Source organism: Maribacter sp. PR1 (assembly GCF_028464145.1).
GTDB lineage: Bacteria > Bacteroidota > Bacteroidia > Flavobacteriales > Flavobacteriaceae > Maribacter.
The window spans coordinates 63,741-82,758 of sequence record NZ_JAQPCG010000009.1 but is presented as its reverse complement, the minus strand read 5'-3'; the positions used below and the strand labels follow the sequence as shown (position 1 = coordinate 82,758).

General features: G+C 41.4%; 11 protein-coding genes. 3 read left to right on the top strand and 8 right to left on the bottom strand.

Features of this window, described 5'->3' with window-relative positions:
- Window position 1: 1 nt before the first annotated feature.
- The 3 genes from PP182_RS17755 to PP182_RS17745 all read left to right on the top strand — a co-directional run bounded on the left by PP182_RS17755 (window position 2) and on the right by PP182_RS17745 (window position 9,182).
- Window positions 2–3,283: a VCBS repeat-containing protein gene (locus PP182_RS17755; RefSeq protein WP_272652613.1), complete on the top strand. Its 3,282-nt coding sequence runs from the start codon at window positions 2–4 to the stop codon at window positions 3,281–3,283.
- 109 nt (window positions 3,284–3,392) lie between these two features.
- Window positions 3,393–6,452: a beta-L-arabinofuranosidase domain-containing protein gene (locus tag PP182_RS17750; protein ID WP_272652612.1), complete on the top strand. Its 3,060-nt coding sequence runs from the start codon at window positions 3,393–3,395 to the stop codon at window positions 6,450–6,452.
- A gap of 39 nt (window positions 6,453–6,491) precedes the next feature.
- Window positions 6,492–9,182: a DUF5695 domain-containing protein gene (locus PP182_RS17745; protein ID WP_272652611.1), complete on the top strand. Its 2,691-nt coding sequence runs from the start codon at window positions 6,492–6,494 to the stop codon at window positions 9,180–9,182.
- 478 nt (window positions 9,183–9,660) lie between these two features.
- Here PP182_RS17745 and PP182_RS17740 read toward each other — a convergent pair whose 3' ends face one another.
- The 8 genes from PP182_RS17740 to PP182_RS17705 form a co-directional block, all read right to left on the bottom strand.
- Window positions 9,661–11,832 carry a TonB-dependent receptor gene (locus tag PP182_RS17740; RefSeq protein WP_272652610.1) on the bottom strand — a complete coding sequence of 724 codons (2,172 nt, stop codon included), beginning with the start codon at window positions 11,830–11,832 and terminating at the stop codon, window positions 9,661–9,663.
- A gap of 617 nt (window positions 11,833–12,449) precedes the next feature.
- Window positions 12,450–13,256 carry a DUF4138 domain-containing protein gene (locus PP182_RS17735; RefSeq protein WP_272652609.1) on the bottom strand — a complete coding sequence of 269 codons (807 nt, stop codon included), beginning with the start codon at window positions 13,254–13,256 and terminating at the stop codon, window positions 12,450–12,452.
- A gap of 17 nt (window positions 13,257–13,273) precedes the next feature.
- Window positions 13,274–14,215 (bottom strand): conjugative transposon protein TraM, encoded by a 942-nt coding sequence (traM, locus tag PP182_RS17730; RefSeq protein WP_272652608.1) that lies wholly within the window; start codon window positions 14,213–14,215, stop codon window positions 13,274–13,276.
- Between the two features lie 4 nt (window positions 14,216–14,219).
- A complete protein-coding gene (locus PP182_RS17725; RefSeq protein WP_272652730.1) occupies window positions 14,220–14,855 on the bottom strand; it encodes a conjugal transfer protein TraK in 636 nt (211 codons plus the stop codon).
- A gap of 45 nt (window positions 14,856–14,900) precedes the next feature.
- A complete protein-coding gene (locus tag PP182_RS17720) occupies window positions 14,901–15,734 on the bottom strand; it encodes a hypothetical protein (protein WP_272652607.1) in 834 nt (277 codons plus the stop codon).
- Complete coding sequence (locus PP182_RS17715; RefSeq protein WP_272652729.1) at window positions 15,735–16,295, bottom strand: conjugal transfer protein; 561 nt, start codon at window positions 16,293–16,295, stop codon at window positions 15,735–15,737.
- Between the two features lie 31 nt (window positions 16,296–16,326).
- Window positions 16,327–18,747 (bottom strand): TraG family conjugative transposon ATPase, encoded by a 2,421-nt coding sequence (locus tag PP182_RS17710; protein WP_272652606.1) that lies wholly within the window; start codon window positions 18,745–18,747, stop codon window positions 16,327–16,329.
- Window positions 18,728–19,018: a hypothetical protein gene (locus PP182_RS17705; protein WP_272652605.1), complete on the bottom strand. Its 291-nt coding sequence runs from the start codon at window positions 19,016–19,018 to the stop codon at window positions 18,728–18,730. Before PP182_RS17705 ends, PP182_RS17710 begins: the two co-directional genes overlap by 20 nt.

Genomic DNA, 19,018 nt, shown 5'->3' with positions numbered 1-19,018 from the left:
TATGGATTTAAAAAAGCCATTTTTTAAGAACACCTTTATTTGCATAGCGATTGCTTTAGTTTTTTTTAGTTGTAAGGACAAGGTCAAATTGTTTTCTGAATTATCTACTAGTGATACGCACATTGATTTTACGAATACGGTCGTTGAAAGTGATAGTTTTAATATCAACACGTATTTGTATGCCCATAATGGAGGCGGTGTCGCCGTGGCAGATTTCGATAATGATGGTCTACCGGATATTTATTTTACATCAAACCAAGAATCCAACAAACTTTTTATAAATAAAGGCAATCTGGAATTTGAAGATTTTACAGAGAAAGCTAAAGTAGCTGGCCCTATCGGTGTTGGAATTTGGTGTACGGGCGTTACCATAGTTGATATAAATCAAGATGGTTGGTTGGATATTTATGTGAATTATTTATGGGACGGTGATATGTTCAAAGGAGGGAACCAATTGTTCTTAAATAATACAGATGGAACATTTGACCAGAAAGCATCGGAGTATGGTTTGGATCTAAAAGGGTACGCGCAACAATCTGCTTTTTTTGATTTTGATAATGATGGAGACCTTGACATGTATCAATTAAATCATTCCATACATAATCGCGATGTTTATGTGAATGTAGAAAAAAGAGCTATCAGGGATAGTTTGGCTGGAGACCGTTTATTAGAAAACCAAGGAGGCAGGTATATTGATGTAAGTGATAAAGCCGGAATTTTTGGTGGTGCAACTGGTTACGGTTTATCGGTGGCCATAGGTGATTTGGATAACAACGGTTGTCCGGATATTTATGTATCAAATGATTTCCACGATAATGATTACCTGTATTATAATCAGTGTGATGGCACTTTTAAAGAAGGAATCAGGGAGAGCACTTCTAGCACAAGTACCTTTTCAATGGGTAGTGATATTGCAGATGTGAACAATGACGGTCTTTTGGATATTATGACCTTGGATATGAAACCTGAAGATGAGGTTATTCGTAAAAAATCTGCTGGTGCTGATCCATATGATATTTATGAGTTCAAGAAAGGTTTTGGATATTATGACCAGTTTCCTCGCAATATGTTACAACTTAATAGGGATAGTCTATTTAAAGGGTATTCCCAATTTAGTGAAATTTCTCAAATGGTAGGAATTGATGCCACAGATTGGAGTTGGTCCGTACTCTTGGCAGATTATGATAATGATGGCACAAAGGACATATACATTACTAATGGCATTTTAAGAAGGCCAAACGACCTTAATTATATCAATTATACATATAATTCCGCCTCAGAAGAAAAAAAGTCCTCTTTAGAATTAGCTCAGCTTATGCCTGATGGCAAAGTATCTAATTATGCATATAGAAATAAAGGGGATTTGTCCTTTGAAAATGTTTCACAAGAATGGGGATTGGATTTGGTAGGCTGTTCTATGGGATCTGCCTATGGCGATTTGGACAATGATGGCGATTTGGATCTAGTGGTTAATAACCTTAATCAGGCCAATACAATTTACAGAAACAATTCGGAGATGATTAATGACAACAATTATTTGAAAATAAAACTAAATGGAGACATACAAAATAAAAATGGTATAGGGGCTAAGGTAATTGTTGATGTTTCGGGAAAATCCATTGTTCAGGAAATGCACCCTGAAAGAGGCTGGCTATCTTCATCCCATGACAATTTGCTATTTGGGCTGGGCAAGGCAAATAAAGTGGATAAAGTAAAAGTCATTTGGTCCGACGGTCAAACGGAAGAGCGCGAGGATATTGCCATAAATACTATGCTAATTTTAGATTATAACAATAGTGATTTGGATGAAAATAAAAGGAAAGTTACAACCAAAATTTTCAAAAAAATACAAGATTCAGTGGTTGATTTCGTCCATCAAGAAGACAATTTTGACGACTTTGCCAATGAATATTTAATTCCCCATAAACTGTCGACTGAAGGGCCTAAAATTGCGGTTGGAGATATCAATAATGATGGCATGGAAGATTTCTTTGTAGCAGGGGCGAAAGGACAGCCAGGGGCATTGTATATGCAAATGAGTGATGAAAATTCAAATTATTTTAAAAGGGTTTACGACCAGGCCATTGAGAGGGATGGTGATTTCGAAGATGTAGATGCTATTTTTTTTGATATTGATGCGGATGGTGACCAAGATTTATATGTAGTTAGTGGTGGTGGTTTTACCCATGACACTTCCCAGTATTTGGATCGGTTATATTTAAATGTAGGTAATGGGACCTTCATAAGATATTCCGGCGAATTGCCTAAATCCAACGGTTCTGTTGTTGAAGCTGGCGATTTTAACAAAGATGGTTCAATTGACGTTTTTGTTGGTACAAGATCACGATTTGGTGGTTATGGGGTATCTCCGGATAGTTATATTTTATGGAATAAAGGAGTTAATTTGAATAATGATCCAATATTTAAGATTGGTGTTCTAAAGAATTTGGGTATGGTAACGGATGCTAGTTGGGATTCCAAGCAAAATGATTTGGTCGTAGTAGGTGAGTGGATGCCCATAACCTTCTTAGGTTTTAAGGAAAATTCAGCATTTATTAAGCAAGAATTGAGTAATTCTACAGGTTTGTGGAATACCGTTTATAGGGCAGATGTAAACGGTGATAATGAAACGGATTTATTAGCGGGAAATCTGGGTCTTAATAGTTCATGGTCCGCTACAATAGATCAGCCCCTTAAATTGATTGTAAAAGATTGGGATCAAAACGGTTCTATAGATCCTATCATTACTTATTTTAAAAACGGGAAAGAATGGCTTTATAATTCTTTGGATGAATTGAAAAAACAAATGCCACTAGTACGAAAAAGATATAGTAATTACGAATCCTATGCCAATGATGATTTGGGAAACGTGTTTTCAAAAGATGATTTAAGTTCGGCTCAAATTAAAACTGTCCAAATATTGTCTTCAACCCTTTACCTTAATAATATGAATGGTTCCTACGAGTCCATACCATTACCCAAAGAATTACAAATGGCACCCATATTCGCGTTTTTGACCAAAGATGTAAATGCTGATGGAGTAATGGATATCATGGCTGTTGGTAATTTTAAAGGTTTTACACCCTCATTAGGTAAACAAGATGTTTCACATGGAAATCTTCTATTAGGTAATAAAACAGGAAGTTGGAAATATATAGAACCAAAGGAAAGTGGTTTTTCTGTGAAAGGAATGGCAAGGGATATCAAAAGTATCAATGTAGGTGATATTCAATGGATAATTACTGGGAACAGTGATGGTCCAATTGAAATAAGTTCAAACTAGCAAAGATTGACAGACAAGTTCAGGTAACCATTGTACTACTTTTACAATTAACCCTGTCTTATCAGCTTTTCCTTGAAATAGATAAATTTATAATTAATAATCATTCAAAATGAATGTAAATTGGAAAGTGAATAAAAGCTTATATCGATTATTTTTAGGTTTCACATTGTTGTCTGTCTTGCATTTAACAGCCCAAGGGGATCAAATTCTTGATGGAATTGGGGAGACCGGTTTGATGGCCAGGTACATTTTTGACGGAAATGCAAAGGACTGGTCCCGTAATAATCTGCATGCTCAAGGCCAGGGGGAGTTTCACTATACGATAGATGAACAATTTGGCAAGGTTCTTTTTTTATCCTGTAAAGGGAATTCATTTGTTTCCATTCCGGGTAAAGTAGTCGCCAAACAGGAATCGTTAACGATTACAGGATGGATCTATCCGCTTTCTTCGGAAAAGGGCCAAGTCCTATTTGACTTTGGTAAAGATATTTCTTCACATTTAGTGGTAGGCCCAAAGGGTCCTGATAACAATACTAACGTAGAGATTATCACAAAAAATAGAAGTGTTGGCCTGTTGGGTCAATCGGCAATTGAGCCGGATACTTGGAATCATTTGGCTTTAGTCATTGACACCCCTTCGAAACTTTTACAGCTTTACCTCAATGGAGAATTAAGCGGGCAGATTGGTATAGAGGATATTAAACTTGACCAAGTTTTTGATTCAAGTTCGGAAGGTGACAATATAGTAAATATCGGCAGATCCATTGCATCTAAGAACGGGTGTTTAAATGCTAATTTGCATGATTTTAGATTATATAGAGTTCCTTTAAATGAATCCCAAATCAGAAGAATCTATAAAAACGCTTTGGGAGAGGAGGAAGTCGTAGTGAACACGATGGAGGATGAAGACGGCAATCTTCCCATTTTTCCGGAAGATACGCCCCAACTTTACAATCAATTCCTAAGGGACGTTCCAGCAATTAGGCTGGAAACCCAAGTGGGCTTTCTACCACGCTTACCGCGTTACATAAAGGCGGTATATGGTAATGGATTGATAGAAAGAAGCGTTCGAGTTATATGGCCTGCCCCAAAAGATAACCACATGGTGCTGAAGCCGGGCAACTATTCCGTAATAGGTACTATCCCAGGTTCAGATATCCAAGCTGTCGCAAATATTGTTGTAAAAGACCTAAAAGCTCCTAATACTCCAAATAGGGTTTTGGAAACTTTTGAGCTTGATCAAGTCTCCTTGACTAATGATGTTCATGGGCATCACACAAAATTCATAGAAAATAGGGACAAGTTCATTACAACTCTTGCGCGGACCAATCCTGATGAATTCCTGTATATGTTCCGAAATGCATTTGGTCAAGAACAACCTAAAGGCGCAAATGAATTGGGGGTTTGGGATAGTCAGGAAACTAAATTGCGGGGTCATGCCACCGGTCATTACCTAACGGCAATTGCTCAGGCATATGCCAGTACCGGTTATGATCGAACGCTAAAAGAAAATTTTGAAGGCAAGATGGATTACATGGTAGATGTTCTTTACAAATTATCCCAAATGTCTGGAAAGCCAACAAAAAATGGAGGCAATCATGTTTTCGATCCAGTGGCGGTACCTCCCGGACCTGGAAAAATAACATATGATTCCGATTTAAGTGTTGAAGGTATTCGAACGGATTATTGGAATTGGGGACTGGGATACATTAGTGCTTATCCGCCAGATCAGTTCATCATGTTGGAAAAGGGAGCCATTTACGGAACTGAGGACACCAAAATTTGGGCACCATACTATACGTTACATAAGATTTTAGCAGGCCTTTTGGATATCTATGAAGTCAGTGGAAATGAAAAAGCATTGGAAATCGCAAAAAATATGGGCACCTGGGTGCATGCCCGTATGAGCCAGTTATCCACTGATACGCTTATCAGTATGTGGAACACCTATATTGCAGGGGAATTTGGTGGAATGAATGAAGTTATGGCCCGCTTATATCGACTTACTGATGAATCTAGGTTTTTGGAAGTCGCCCAGTCTTTTGATAATATCAAAGTATTTTATGGTGATGCGGAACATTCCCACGGGTTGGCCAAAAATGTGGATACCTTCCGCGGTCTTCATGCCAACCAGCATATACCCCAAATTCTGGGAGCACTTGAAATGTACAGGGATTCAAAAACCCCAGAATATTACAGAATTGCGGATAATTTCTGGAACAAGACCACAAATGATTATATGTATAGTATAGGTGGCGTAGCCGGGGCACGCAATCCTGCAAATGCAGAATGCTTTATAAGTGAGCCAGCAACAATTTATGAAAATGGATTATCTGCCGGTGGTCAGAACGAAACTTGTGCTACGTACAATATGCTTAAATTGACTAGGAACCTATTTCTTTTTGACCAACGTGCCGAGTTGATGGATTATTACGAACGTGGTCTCTATAATCATATTCTGGCATCTGTGGCAGAGAATTCAACTGCGAACACCTATCACGTACCCTTACGGCCAGGATCTATTAAAGAGTTTGGTAATCCAGATATGAAAGGGTTTACCTGTTGTAACGGTACTGCTTTGGAAAGTAGTACCAAACTTCAAAATTCCATTTATTTTAGAAGTGCGGACAACCAAGCCTTGTATGTAAATTTATATGTTCCTTCTACCCTGTATTGGAGTGAAAATAATGTAACTATAGAGCAAACAACCGATTTTCCTAATAAAGACCAAACTGCGCTAACCATACAGGGCAAAGGGAAATTTGATATCAATGTTCGGGTGCCTAAATGGGCCACCAAAGGATTTTTTGTCACAATAAATGGTAAGGAGCAAAAAGTATCTGCGGTTCCAGGTAGTTATCTTAAGTTGAGTCAAAACTGGAAAGAAGGTGACACTATCGTATTGAAAATGCCTTTTGAATTTCATTTAGATCCAATTATGGACCAAGAAAATATAGCTAGTTTGTTTTATGGCCCAGTATTATTGGCCGCTCAAGAAACAGAACCCCTGAAAGAGTGGCGTAAGGTAACCTTGGATACCAAAAATATTGGCAAATCGATTCAAAAAGAATCTGGAAATTTGGAGTTTAGTATCGATGGGGTTCTTTTTAAACCATTTTATGAGACCTATGGGCATCATTCGGTCTATTTGGATATAGAATTAAAATAATCCATTGAAATAATGATTTCCCCGAAAAAAATAAAGATCATGAACTTTAGAATTTATAATGTACTGTTGTTTCTTGTAATGTCTTTTTCGGTTCAAGCGCAGGACTATTGGAGTAAAATAGAGAAAAAGGAACCAACTTTAGGTATTGCACAAATCTATCAAAAGTTTGAAACTCCAGAGTTCGAATTAAAATTGGTTAAAGCTTCGCAAACTGTGGCAAGTTTAAGCCCCAAAGAGAATCCACGTTTTGATTTTACACCTGGTGACCGACTTGAGATTAGGGATAAGGACGGTTTGTACCACTTAGGCGATATCAACCTAAGAATCAAGAAAACTAATGGAACATGGAAAAGCTATTCTACTGCCGCTAAACGAGCAACTGTTCAACCTTTGGAAGTTTCAAGTGATATATTGGCAGGCGCAGATTTGTCCAATACCTTGCCCAGCGATATACCGGTGTCCATAAACAGGTATTATGAATTAGATAGAGATCATTTGGTCATTCGATTTGAAATAAGGAATACCTCAGATCAATCTATTGAAATAGGGGCTTTAGGAGTTCCTATGGTTTTTAATAATATTTTAGAAGGAAAGTCACTGGTAGAAACCCATGCACAGAATGTGTTTTTTGACCCCTATATTGGAAAAGATGCTGGGTATTTGGAAGTGAAACGTTTAACCGGTGAAGGTTCAGTGCTTTTGGTTCTACCTAAAGAGAATATGTCTTTTGAAGCCTATCGTCCTTTGTTGGATGACCCTACGCCACGAAGTATTGTTTTTGAAGGATTTCATGAATGGATGGTGTATAGTAAAGCGTATGCTGAAAATGAATGGAAAGGAGTGGAGCAGTGGAACAGGCCAACATCTTTAATCTTGAAGCCAGAGCAGACAAAAAATTTCTCCTTTAAATTGGTCCTTTCTAAAGGCATCAGGGCAGTTCAAGAAACGTTGATAAAAGAAGAAATCCCGGTTATTAATGGATTTCCCGGTTATGTACTTCCCCATGATGTGAAGGCACAACTGTTCATTGACTATAAAAACGAAATAAAATCAATTAGCATTGAACCAAAAGGTGCTTTGGAACTTAAAGAATTGGGCAAGACCCCTAAAGGTCAACAAAAATATAGCGTCACTGGAAAAAAATGGGGAAGGGCAAGACTGGCAATTACTTACGCTGATGGAAAGCAACAAACGGTGAACTATAAAGTAATTAAACCTGAAACTGAAGTGGTCAAAGATTTTGGAAATTTCTTGGCAACGAATCAATGGTTTGATGATCCTAATGATCCATTTCATAGAACAAAGTCTTTTATTAGTTACGACTACGAGCAAAAGAAAATGATGACACAAGATGGTCGGGTTTGGATTAGTGGTCTTAGTGATGAAGGCGGTGCCGGTAGTTGGTTGGCAGCGGTTATGAAACAATTAATTCAGCCAGAACCTTCCGAGATAAAAAAAGTTGAACAATTTATTGATTCTACGTTATGGGGTGGAATTCAATATAACGAAGGACCCAACACCTATGGGGTTAAAAAAAGTATATTTTACTATGAGCCAGATTCTTTGCCAAAAGGAACGTATAGCAAGGATATCAATTATAAGACTTGGGCAGCCTGGAGCCATGAACATGCAAATGATCCGGGACGTTCATATAACTATCCGCATGTAGCTGCCGCATATTGGGTAATGTACCGCTTGGCTAGATACCGAGAAGGTTTGGTGGATAACAGGTCGTGGGAATGGTATTTAAAAAATGCCTATCAAACCAGTATTGCCATGTTGGAAAAGGCACCTTATTACTCGGTTTTCGGTCAGATGGAAGGTTCTGTTTTCTTGTATATTTTAGAGGATTTGAAAAATGAGGGCTATACGGAATTAAGTAGTGATTTGGAGAGCCGAATGAAGGATCGTGCCAATCACTGGCGTGCTTTGGATTATCCCTTTGGAAGTGAAATGCCCTGGGATTCTACCGGGCAAGAGGAAGTATACTTATGGTCAAGTTATTTTGGATATGACGAAAAGGCTAAAATTACGCTGAACGCTATCTTGGCCTATATGCCTACCATGCCACATTGGGCCTATAATGGCAATGCCCGTAGATATTGGGACTTTTTGTATGGAGGAAAGGCTGGGGAAACTTCCAGGGTGGAGCGTCAAATACATCATTATGGGTCTTCCTTGAACGCGATTCCGGTTTTGACACAGTACCGGAAAACGTCTGATGATCTTTATCTTTTAAAAGTGGGCTATGGTGGATTGTTAGGTGGAATTTCGAATATTACCCAAGATGGATTTGGTCCCGCAGCATTTCATTCTTTTCCATCTACGTTACGAATTGATGGAATTTCCGGTGACTATGGCTCGGGATTTTATGGTTACGCCATAAATTCAGCCACCTATCTAACATATGATGAGGATATGGGGTGGCTTTCTTTTGGCGGTAATCTCGACGTAGAAGGAGATATTGTTGAAGTGGATATAACAACCGCTTCCAAATCAAAAATTTACATTGCTCCAAGTAATCTTTGGATAACATTGGATGCAGGGAACTTTAAACAGTTTACCTACAATATAAAAACGAAACAAGTCACTATTTCTTTAGATGAGAAGAATGATTTTACACCAAATGCCTATTTAAGGGTGAATGGAGAAAAGAACTTATCTTATAGTAAGCTTAATGGGGCATATGTGATTCCTTTGCGTGATAGTTCTGTTGAAATTAAATTATAGAAGTAATTGTTACACGGTCTAGTGAATACTGAAGATTGTTGGTATGGCAAGAGAAATATTCTCCATTGTTGAAATCCTTTCATAAGGAAGTCCTTAAACCTGCAACTCCATCATCAAAATCCGTCAACCTAGTAGGACAAATACCTTCAATTTATGTTAAAAACGTTAAAATTTAACCCTGTTTGCAAATTGTTTGCAAAAAAATAGGTCTCAGAAAGTAAAACTCTCCAAGGCCCTTTATTCACAGGTGATCGCTAAAGGGTTCGAACCTTTGACCGTCTGCTTAGAAGGGATATAGGGTAACTATGGATATTATCTTTTTCAAGCACATGCCTCACAAAACACGGAAACACTAGACCGAAAGTGTTAAAGGAACGATGTAATGCGCAATTGGGCCCAACGTACTAAATATGGTATGAAGGAAATCTCAAAAGATTGACCCGTTTTTTACTATTAGAGCCAAGGTTATGAATTTATTTTACAGTTTTATTTTGAATCCTCCATTAATCACAAAACCATCTACGGGTGCATAAATATCCCTAAAATTGGGATCGTTCAACGAACCGGTATAAATAGTGTCGAATCTTGATTGTCTGGTATCAAGGAAGTTCTCTAAATTCAGGAACAAAGAAAAATGTTCTCCCAGTTTCTTTTCTGTCATCAAACCCAAAATCCAATAGGACTTTCCTATTGTTCCATCATTCAATTGCTGTGGACCATAATAATATCCTTCCAGTCCAATCCAAAAGCTCTCGTGTTTCTCATACATCAATACATTGTTGAGTCGGTGTTTGGCTACCAAGGGGTATTGCTCGACAGCTCCATGGATACGCTGACTTACATCCGCCAGGGTATAACCGATAAACATTTTAAGGTCTTTGTACTTCCAGCGCATATTTACCTCAATACCCTGGCTTTCGATTTTCCCTTCGGGTTGGATAAACTCATAATTTGAATCTGTCGATCGTGTCAAAATGAGGGGGTCGTTGATGCTGGTATAGAAAAAAAGAACATTTGTAGAAAGACTAAGGTCATTTGATAGAAGCCATTTGTAGTTTCCATCTAAATTAAAACCTGCCGACTGTTCGGCCTTCGTATTATCGATATTGATGGGCAATACCCTTTGAAACTGCAAACGTTCTACATCCTCCGTAAAAACGGTGGGCGACTTATAGCCCATTCCGCCTCCCATCCTTAAGGTGAGCATACTGCTCGGCTCATACATCAACGATAAGCGAGGCAATACAAAAAGGCCATAATTATTTTGGTAATCGGTTCGAAATCCTGTTTCGAGTGTCCATTTTTTATCTAGGTCCCATGTATTTTGAGCAAAGATTCCCAAAGTATAATTACTAAAGCTTAAATCTTGGTTTTGGTCCCCTTGTTGCTGTTCAAAGTTTTCCGTCCAAAGGTTTCCCCCAAATATCCATTCCGCTTTATCCTGAAGCGTGGAAATATTGAATTCTGAAAACGAAGAGGTCTGTTTTCCTGCAAAAATGTAATTGGGAATTTCAATTTCCCGCTCAAAAAAGCCAATGCTATTTTTTATGGTCAATGATGTTTTTTCGTTTAATCGATGACTCCCAAGTAATTGGGTTGAAAGCCTATTGGTTTTATTTCTTTCAAAATACCCAGTTCCACTATCTCCTTTTACAAAATCCATGGCCCCACCAACTCGATCTTCCGTAACATAATTAAAGCCAACGTTCAAATCGGTTCTTTCATTAAAATAAATGTAATATTTTGGGTTTAAGGTGAATCGTTCAAACTTAGGAATGGCCGTTAATCCATTATCCGCAGGATCGTAAGGAGTTCCCAGATTATAGGATGCAAAAACGGTCGTTCCCGTTTTTCCATATTTTTCAGAATAAAAACCACTTAAATCCAGACCTAGGGCAGAAGTTCCGTTGACCATAAGACTAAGTTCGGGTTGGTTCTCGGGTACTTTGCTTATCAGGTTTACAAGCCCTGCAATGGCCCCTCCTCCATAAAGGGTGGACGAAGCTCCTTTTATTACTTCTACTTGCTTTAAATCAAGCGGTGCAATTTGCATTAAACTTAATCCTCCGGAGTACCCTCCATATAGGGGAAGTCCATCCCTGAGCAATTGGGTGTATTTTCCATCCAGTCCTTGAATTCGTATGCTCGAGTTATAACTCGTTGCGGAAGTCTGCTGTGTTTGTATTCCTGTACTTTCGTTGAGAAGCATGCGTATGTCACCAGGCTTCATGTTTCCCTTTTCTGATAGTTCTTCCCCTGCGATAAACTCGATCCGTGTTGGGATATCCTGAAAAGTCCTTGAACTTCGGGTAGATTGTATGACTACTTCGTTCAGTTCCTCTTCGGCAGGGTGTAGATAAATTATTTTATTGTTGCTTTCCTCGGTTAAAGGAAATATTCTAGTAAGGGTTTGGGTTTCAAAACCCAAATATCGTACCTCAATTGTATACTTCCCATCGGGAATATTGGTAATGGCCACAAAACCATCCATATCCGTGATTGCTCCTTTACTTAAGGTATCAATCGTTACAGAAACCCCGTATAGAGGTTCTTCATTTTCAATATTTTTTATGGTGGCCTCAAATCGGTTTTGAGTCACCGCTGTGCTACATACAAGCAACATCAGCATCAATAGAAGATGTTTCAACATTTTGAAATTTTAGATAATTAAAAAAGACAATTTTCACACAAAGTGAATTATGAGATCTATTTTAATTATATCCGCGGTGGTTTGAATAGGTAGGGACAGAAGTCTCCAAGAACAAAATGTGTGATGGCTTCAATGTTGAGGGTAGGCAACTTATCAATAGTAAAATGAATTATCGGAATTTCCTGAATCGAAAAACCAGAGCAGCTTCCACATGTAAAAAATGGAGAGCAAGGTTCGTCGCAAGGTCCATCTTCATGATTCGAGGAATGATCACAATCCAAGTGCTGTTCCTGTTCGGTAGCCTTGTCTTCATTACAACAAGGAAAGCTTGACAAGGAGAGCGTTAAAATAGCCATAAGAACGGCAAGAACATTCATAGTTCAAAAATAATACATTTATAACATAGAAAGGTTATGCATCATTGATTACCCTATCTGACAAATTCCAACAATTGGTTACAACTGATTGATGACTTTTATGCAATAGGGGACGATTCCAATGCATTATTGTTATTGGATACCGAATTAGCATTATGTACCTGATTAGGTCCAAAGTATTCTTTACAGAAACGATTTCTAAATTAGGGTTATGTCCAAAAATAATTTTTATCATCGCGTTCAACGACGCTTGGTTTTGATGTCCACCGCACGATTACCGTTTTGTTCCTGCAGGATAATTTCCAGTTCTTCCTTGGTTCCCAAAACGAATTTGGGCAGTACTAGTATGAACCGGTATTCTTGATTTACCAAGAGTATTTCTGGCATTCGGAAGGCATAAAGGATCGGCTGTTCCAATTGCTGATAGGAGGTCCTTCGTTGTCGGTTCTCCTGAGTGACATACACTTTAAGGAAGTTCACCTCAAAAGGGATGTCCGTGGCATTCCTGATGGACATCACTAAATAGACTTCCGGGCCATTATAAACCATTCGTTCCAGGGCCAATTGGATTCCGGATTTTTGATTTGACTTTATGGACTCCCTAGGAAGGTTCAAGAGGTATTGCGCGGCCCTCTCATAGTATTTTTTCCTGGTCGGTACAATGGAATCCCTGGTTTTGGTGCTTTCCGGAACAACCTGGGAGTGCTCTTGACCAATGCTTTCATGAACGGGTACGAAGTAATTTAATTGGGACAGGTGCTTGGCATACTTGAGCAAGTAGGAATACACACGTCCGTCCTTGGTCAGTACCAATAGGTTGCTCTCCGCCCCGGGCTGGGCCTGGAGCAGTCCGAAATATTGCCCTTTTTCCCGATTGTACGTAAATACAAAATGGGAGCTTCCCGTCACCGCCTGATGGATTTGACTTGGAAAAAACAAGGCGACATTTTTGGTTTCATTAGCATAGAGGGTATCCAATGGCGACTGGGCCCTCAAGGCTTTGAAGGATACTAGAAAGAGTAGGAGGAAAGGGAGGTAATTTTTCATGATCGTTGATTTTATTTTTATTGATATGCTAGCAGGATCAAGTAATTATCCTGTACGGTGACTTTGGGCGACCGATGGTTATTTTTAAATATCTTTTTAACCCCGCTGACCTGGGGTACCCCGGCAATATTGATATCATCCACCACATCGCCTATGACCTCTTGGGACACCTGGGCCCTGAAATTGTTTTCGATATATATGCCCTCACTGCGATCCTGATAGTCATAGGCCGTTAATGAGATAGGCTTTTGGCCTAAATGCAAAATGGTAACCAGGGTCCGGTTGGGCTTGAAGCTGATAAAGCCATATACGGGTAGGTTTTTGGGATAAACTTTTCCATGGATTTGGACCTCATGGACCAACCGCATGTTCAACCGAAAATTATTCCGTACCGTTTGGGTGCCATCGACCCGTACCAATAGTTCTGTATCGGTCCCGGCGTTATCCAGGTAGGTCTGGGTTAGTGGGTCGGAGGCAAAAAACAGTTGATGCTCCAGGCCCAGTTCCTTGGCCTTGGTCACACGTTTGCTGACCGCTTCTTCCATTAGGGTGTCCCGGTGCATTTCTGGTGCCCCTTGGTTGCCCTTTCTGTCCGATAGATGGGACTCATACTTTCGCAGTTTTGGTGTTGTACTATCCTGCCCGTAAATACTGTCGATGATTCGCTGCTTTTCATAGGTCATATAATCGGGATTGAAATAGCCCTTTTCATCCACCATATGCTCGGGGTACAACGAAGGTGCGGTTCGCTCCCGTTCCTCCTTCAGGGCCTCCAGGGCTTCCAGTTTGGATTCGTATTGCTTTTGCTCGTCCTCCAGTTCGGGCACGGGAATATCCTTGGGTTCCAAACCGTTTTCTTCGGCATCGCCAAAGGTCATCGCATAGTAAAAGCCCAGGAACAACAACAGGGTTAACAACAATAGGGAGAATACGATCTTGCTTTTTTCGATTTTTAACATAATACTAGTTTTTAGGGTCCGATAGGGCTTCGGGGTTTTCCAGTTTTCGTAAGGAGTTTTCAAAGAAATCCGTGATCAACAGCCCATGGGTGTTATTAGGAAAGTTTCTGTCCACATGCATCAATTTACCGGTGGTGTTCAGTTCGTAGGTATCCGTTACCGTACCCCGATTGATTTCGAAGATGACCGTGGTCCGGAAGGTATAGGGCTCCCGGTCAAGGGCTACGTCCGAGGTAATGCGCAAGACCTTTTGGACCAGGGAATATTGCAGGAGCCGGTTATAAAATCCATCGGCCTTTTTTTGACGGTACAGGGCATCCACGGAACTGTTGCCCAACCAAAGGGCCTTTTCAAGGTTCCGTTCATAGTTGCTCGTATTGAGGTCATAGAAAAAGGAATGAAACAGTTCGAGATGGGCCAAGGCCTCCACTTCCAGGTTCTCCCGTTGCGCCACGAAGGTCAAGGGGATGACGTTTCCCTCCCCATTCACGACAAAGGCCTTGTTCACCACCTCTCTATGGAGTTTGATGACCATTAGCACGGAGACGATACAGGTTACTACGCCACCAAGGACCACGGTCAGCACGATAAATCGGTTCAACCGGAGGACCTTGTAGATGTTTTTAAAAGGGGTTTCTATAGTTTTCATAAGTCAGGTATGCTTTTAATAGGTTGTAGCCCAGGGTTAACTTCCCTGAAATAGTTTTAAAGTAAACGAAACGGCCTTGCGGTAGAGCTTAAACTTGAGCATCACGATAAAACCGATGGTGGCCAACTCGAGCAGGGGAGCAAAAAAAGCACTGCCCCAGTCCGTGCCGAAGAGATTGGTCCAAAATTGGGTGACGACCTCCGTGTACAGATTGTTGATGAAAACGTTCACCAGAAAAAAGGCAGGTACCAGCATATAGACCGCGGTATACAGCTTGAAGAAACCGTAGGCCATGGTCCTGAATTTTTCAAAGACGGCCATACTGATGACCAAAGGAAAGAAGGCCTGCATGATGCCCAACAGGAAAAAACGCTCGGCGAGAAACAGGGGGTAGATAAAAATATCTAACAACCAAAGGAGGACCCCACCAATAAAGGCCAATAGTTTCATGCCGTACAAGGGGGTGACCAAAGCTTCATAGAGCATGGCCATGGCTTTTTTGGCGGCCTCCAAAGCACCCACTTCCCGCTCCAAATCCACATCCTGTAGCTGTAAGGGGAGGAGTGCCGGGGCCGTGTTCCGGTATTGGCCTTCGATGGCGACCAGAATGCCATCGAATACACCCAATACCTGTGAGGAGAAAATGACCAAAAGGACGATGACAAAGTTCTTGGCAAGCTCCTGGGGGGTCAGGCCCCAGGTGTGACCGTCCGTGGCCGAGACCCCCTCATTGTATTTTTTAAGGATGTTGACCAGAAAAAAGAGGACGGCCAAGGCCTTCATACCGGTCAGGGTATACTGGGCAAAGTCGCTTCCCTTGATGGTCTGGAAGACCGCATCCACATATTCCAAGCCTATTCCCATAAACATTTAGTATTCAGTTTCGCGGTGGTTGATCAGGTCCTGCATTTTTCGAAAGGCGATGATCTCCCGGTAGCGTTGGGTCTTGCTCTCGATTTCAGCGACCATTTCCTTGGATTCCAGCTCCTTTTCCTTTAAAATGGCCGCACGCTCCGCATCCGACATCTTGAGGTGGTCACTGGAAAGTATCTGGTCGATATATTCGAGGGCCGATACCGAATTGTCGATGATACTGTTGAAGGCCTCCGTTACCCGATCGACCTCACCAGGTTTGATATAGGGGGAATTCAGGATTTCCCGGAGGTCGCCCTGGACGATTTCATACAGCCTTTGGTTGTTGCGATAGAGTTCCTTAACGGCATTCAACTGTTTGATGACATTATTGACCTTCTCCAAATTCTCCTTTTGTTGCTTCAGGAACTTGACGGTCTTGATCAGGTTGGAGGTCTGTTTTCCGGATTCGACCAACTGTTTCACCAAACTGATAAAGTTGGTATTATCATACACAGGCATCCCTTGGGCCATAGCACGGCTGGGCAGTAATAGGGTAAAGGTCAGTACACACCCCATGGATAGGGCCCATTTCCTAACGACTTGTTTTTTAATTGTTCTCATGTTTCTGTTTTTTTGGGTTAATAAATGTTCTGATGGCCTGTTCCATCGAATCGTATTCGTTATAAAGGGCCATTATGACCTCGTTTTCGGTACCGTCGGTCAGGTAGGCCGCATAGACCTCGGGAGGCACCTCCAAGCGGAAGATGTTGCTCTCCTTGCCGATTTTGATGAAAATTTCGGTGTATTTCCGTTCCCCGATCAGGTTATTGCGGATAGACTTCAATTGGTTCAGGTCATGGCTAGAAAGGTTCAAGCGTTTTTGCAGTTCGTCATAGCCCTTTTCGTTTCTCAGGCTATAGATGACCTGGGTGTTTTCCAGGATGCTTACCGAAGTGGAATTCTCTGGCAGCTGGTTGATGGACTGTAGCACGATGCCAATGGCCCCGTTCTGTTTTCGTATGGCCTGATAATAGAATTCCACGCTTTCCAGCACATTGGGGAACTTCAGTTGCTTGGCAAACTCATCAAAGAGTATGATGCCCCTTTCGGAGCGGTTGCGCCAGATGGTGCGTTGGATGGCGGATTTGATTAACTTGAGCATCACGGACAAGATCTCCTTATTGTCCTTGACCTCGTCCAGTTCAAATACAATCAACCGTTTGTCCTCGATCTTGTAGGTCTGGTCCTCGTCCACATGAAATAGAAAGCTGTACAAGCCACCGTCCACATATTCCGAAAGAATATGCAGAAAGTCGTACACACTGAAATGGGCCTCTCGAATCTGAAGCTCTTGGATAAGGGTGTCCTTATGGCTATCGATGAACCGATAGAGGGAGACCAGAGAATGTCCTTCCCGTACGTGCCCGTAATAATACAGGAGTACCTTTTTCATGGCCACTTGCCGGGCTTTGGTGGTCACGGTCTCCGCCAACAGCTCCAAAAGGAATACGGTAAGGTCCTCCAGGCGTTCCGGGGTCAGGTCACCCTCTCCGGAAATATAAAAAGGATTGATGCCTAGGTTTTTTCCTTGTTCATATCGAAGGACAATATGGGTATCGGGATAGAGCTTGGCGAATTTGGCGTAGGAACCTCCCAGGTCGATAATGACCAGACGGACCTGCTGCTCAAAATACTGGCGCAAAATGTTATTGGCCAAAAAGGACTTGCCTTCCCCCGTAGGAGCAAAAATGGCAAAGTTCCTTGCCTTGATGCGTTTCTTTTGCGCGTCCCAGACATCTTTAATGACCGGGATATTGTATTGCCGATCATTAAAGATAATGCCCTGGGCATCCGATTTGTAGTTGGTGTTGTTGATATACAGACATAGGGCATGCTTGAGGTCCGTAACATAAAGGTCTTCGTTGGAGAAATGGGTTGCATGGCACGGGCAGGAATTCAAAAAATAATGCTTGCGTTCTTCCCCCTTGGGATAATACGGGACAATATCCAGTTCCTTGAATTCCGCATTGATGCGGGTAGCAATCCGTTTTAAAGGCTCCAATTCGGTATGCCAGAAAATGATATTGAGATGGCCACGGATAATACGGGCGCTATCGTCCTGGTTGATTTGGTCGACGATGTGCTGGATCTTCTTCAGCACGACCTTGTTCTGGGTGCCGAAATTGGAACTTTTGGCAAGTTCCTCAATTTTTTTGTCCAAGCGTTTGCGCCAGATATGCTTGTCGTCCAGATAGAGGATGTGGTTGACGATATGGTTCTCGTCCAAATTCAGCCCCAAGCCATCGATAAAGCCCTGATGGAAGGTGAAATCGTCAGAGGTGAACTTCTCGTTGGTCTTGCCGCTCTGGACCGGACCTCCAAAGCATCCTTCATTGTTAACGGTGATGGCATCAAAAAAGTGGTCCCCGATCTCGATATGCTTTTTGCCCAAAAGGATATCCGTATCAAAGCCCTTGTTAAAACCATTGAAATAGACCTCGGTAAGGCCGATGATCGTGTTGGGGGTCAAAGGGGTCAGCTGGATTTTTCGACTGTGGTTGAGGTAGGAGACCGCATCATTGACCGACGTCATAAACCCCGCAACCTGCATATCCAATTTGCGGTGAAGCCCCTTTTCAGTCTTTTTAAAAGGGTTGATATATTTGGAGGCGTTCAAGGTCTTGTCCAAGGGCAGGATAAAGAACAGGTAGCTTTGGTGGTCCAGGTACTCCCGTCCCTTGAAATGGTCATGGGTTGCCTTTTCCAAAAAGGTGGTATGGGTCAATACCTTGGCATCATAGCCCAGTTTTTGATAGATATCCTGTTTATGGACCACTGTTCCCGTAGGCAAGGATTTGAAGGCTTGGAACCAAAGACCGTGCAGCTCGTCAAAGTCCGATTCCGAAAGGGAATATACCTCGGGAAGTTCCGTTCGATAGCAGAGCACCACATTGCCATTCGTGGCAAAGACCGTATGGTTTTGGATGTCCAATATGGGATGGTAGGTGTTAAGATTGATTTTCTGCATAACTGCTTAGACCGATTTTTTTATTGCTGATGGATGTTGGAAATACCTTGGGTAGGGAAGGGGTACGTGCGCTTTTGGCCATATAGGTAAGCACACTGTACAGGACGGTGTTCAGTACCAGTAATGAAATGATCATGGTTAGGCTAAACGAGAATATGATGACGAGCAATGACCCGATGACTGAGACCATCATCAGGACAAAAAGGTTGATGGGCAGTCCCATGAGGATGGCCCGCTTACGGATGTTCTTATAGACTTCGTATTTTTTCAT

Excerpts from the sequence above, each read along its gene's own strand:
- PP182_RS17755 (WP_272652613.1), top strand. The coding sequence starts at position 2 with ATGGATTTAAAAAAGCCATTTTTTAAGAACACCTTTATTTGCATAGCG.
- PP182_RS17750 (WP_272652612.1), top strand. The coding sequence starts at position 3,393 with ATGAATGTAAATTGGAAAGTGAATAAAAGCTTATATCGATTATTTTTA.
- PP182_RS17745 (WP_272652611.1), top strand. The coding sequence starts at position 6,492 with ATGAACTTTAGAATTTATAATGTACTGTTGTTTCTTGTAATGTCTTTT.
- PP182_RS17740 (WP_272652610.1), bottom strand. The coding sequence starts at position 11,832 with ATGTTGAAACATCTTCTATTGATGCTGATGTTGCTTGTATGTAGCACA.
- PP182_RS17735 (WP_272652609.1), bottom strand. The coding sequence starts at position 13,256 with ATGAAAAATTACCTCCCTTTCCTCCTACTCTTTCTAGTATCCTTCAAA.
- traM (WP_272652608.1), bottom strand. The coding sequence starts at position 14,215 with ATGTTAAAAATCGAAAAAAGCAAGATCGTATTCTCCCTATTGTTGTTA.
- PP182_RS17720 (WP_272652607.1), bottom strand. The coding sequence starts at position 15,734 with ATGTTTATGGGAATAGGCTTGGAATATGTGGATGCGGTCTTCCAGACC.
- PP182_RS17715 (WP_272652729.1), bottom strand. The coding sequence starts at position 16,295 with ATGGGGTGTGTACTGACCTTTACCCTATTACTGCCCAGCCGTGCTATG.
- PP182_RS17710 (WP_272652606.1), bottom strand. The coding sequence starts at position 18,747 with ATGCAGAAAATCAATCTTAACACCTACCATCCCATATTGGACATCCAA.
- PP182_RS17705 (WP_272652605.1), bottom strand. The coding sequence starts at position 19,018 with ATGAAAAAATACGAAGTCTATAAGAACATCCGTAAGCGGGCCATCCTC.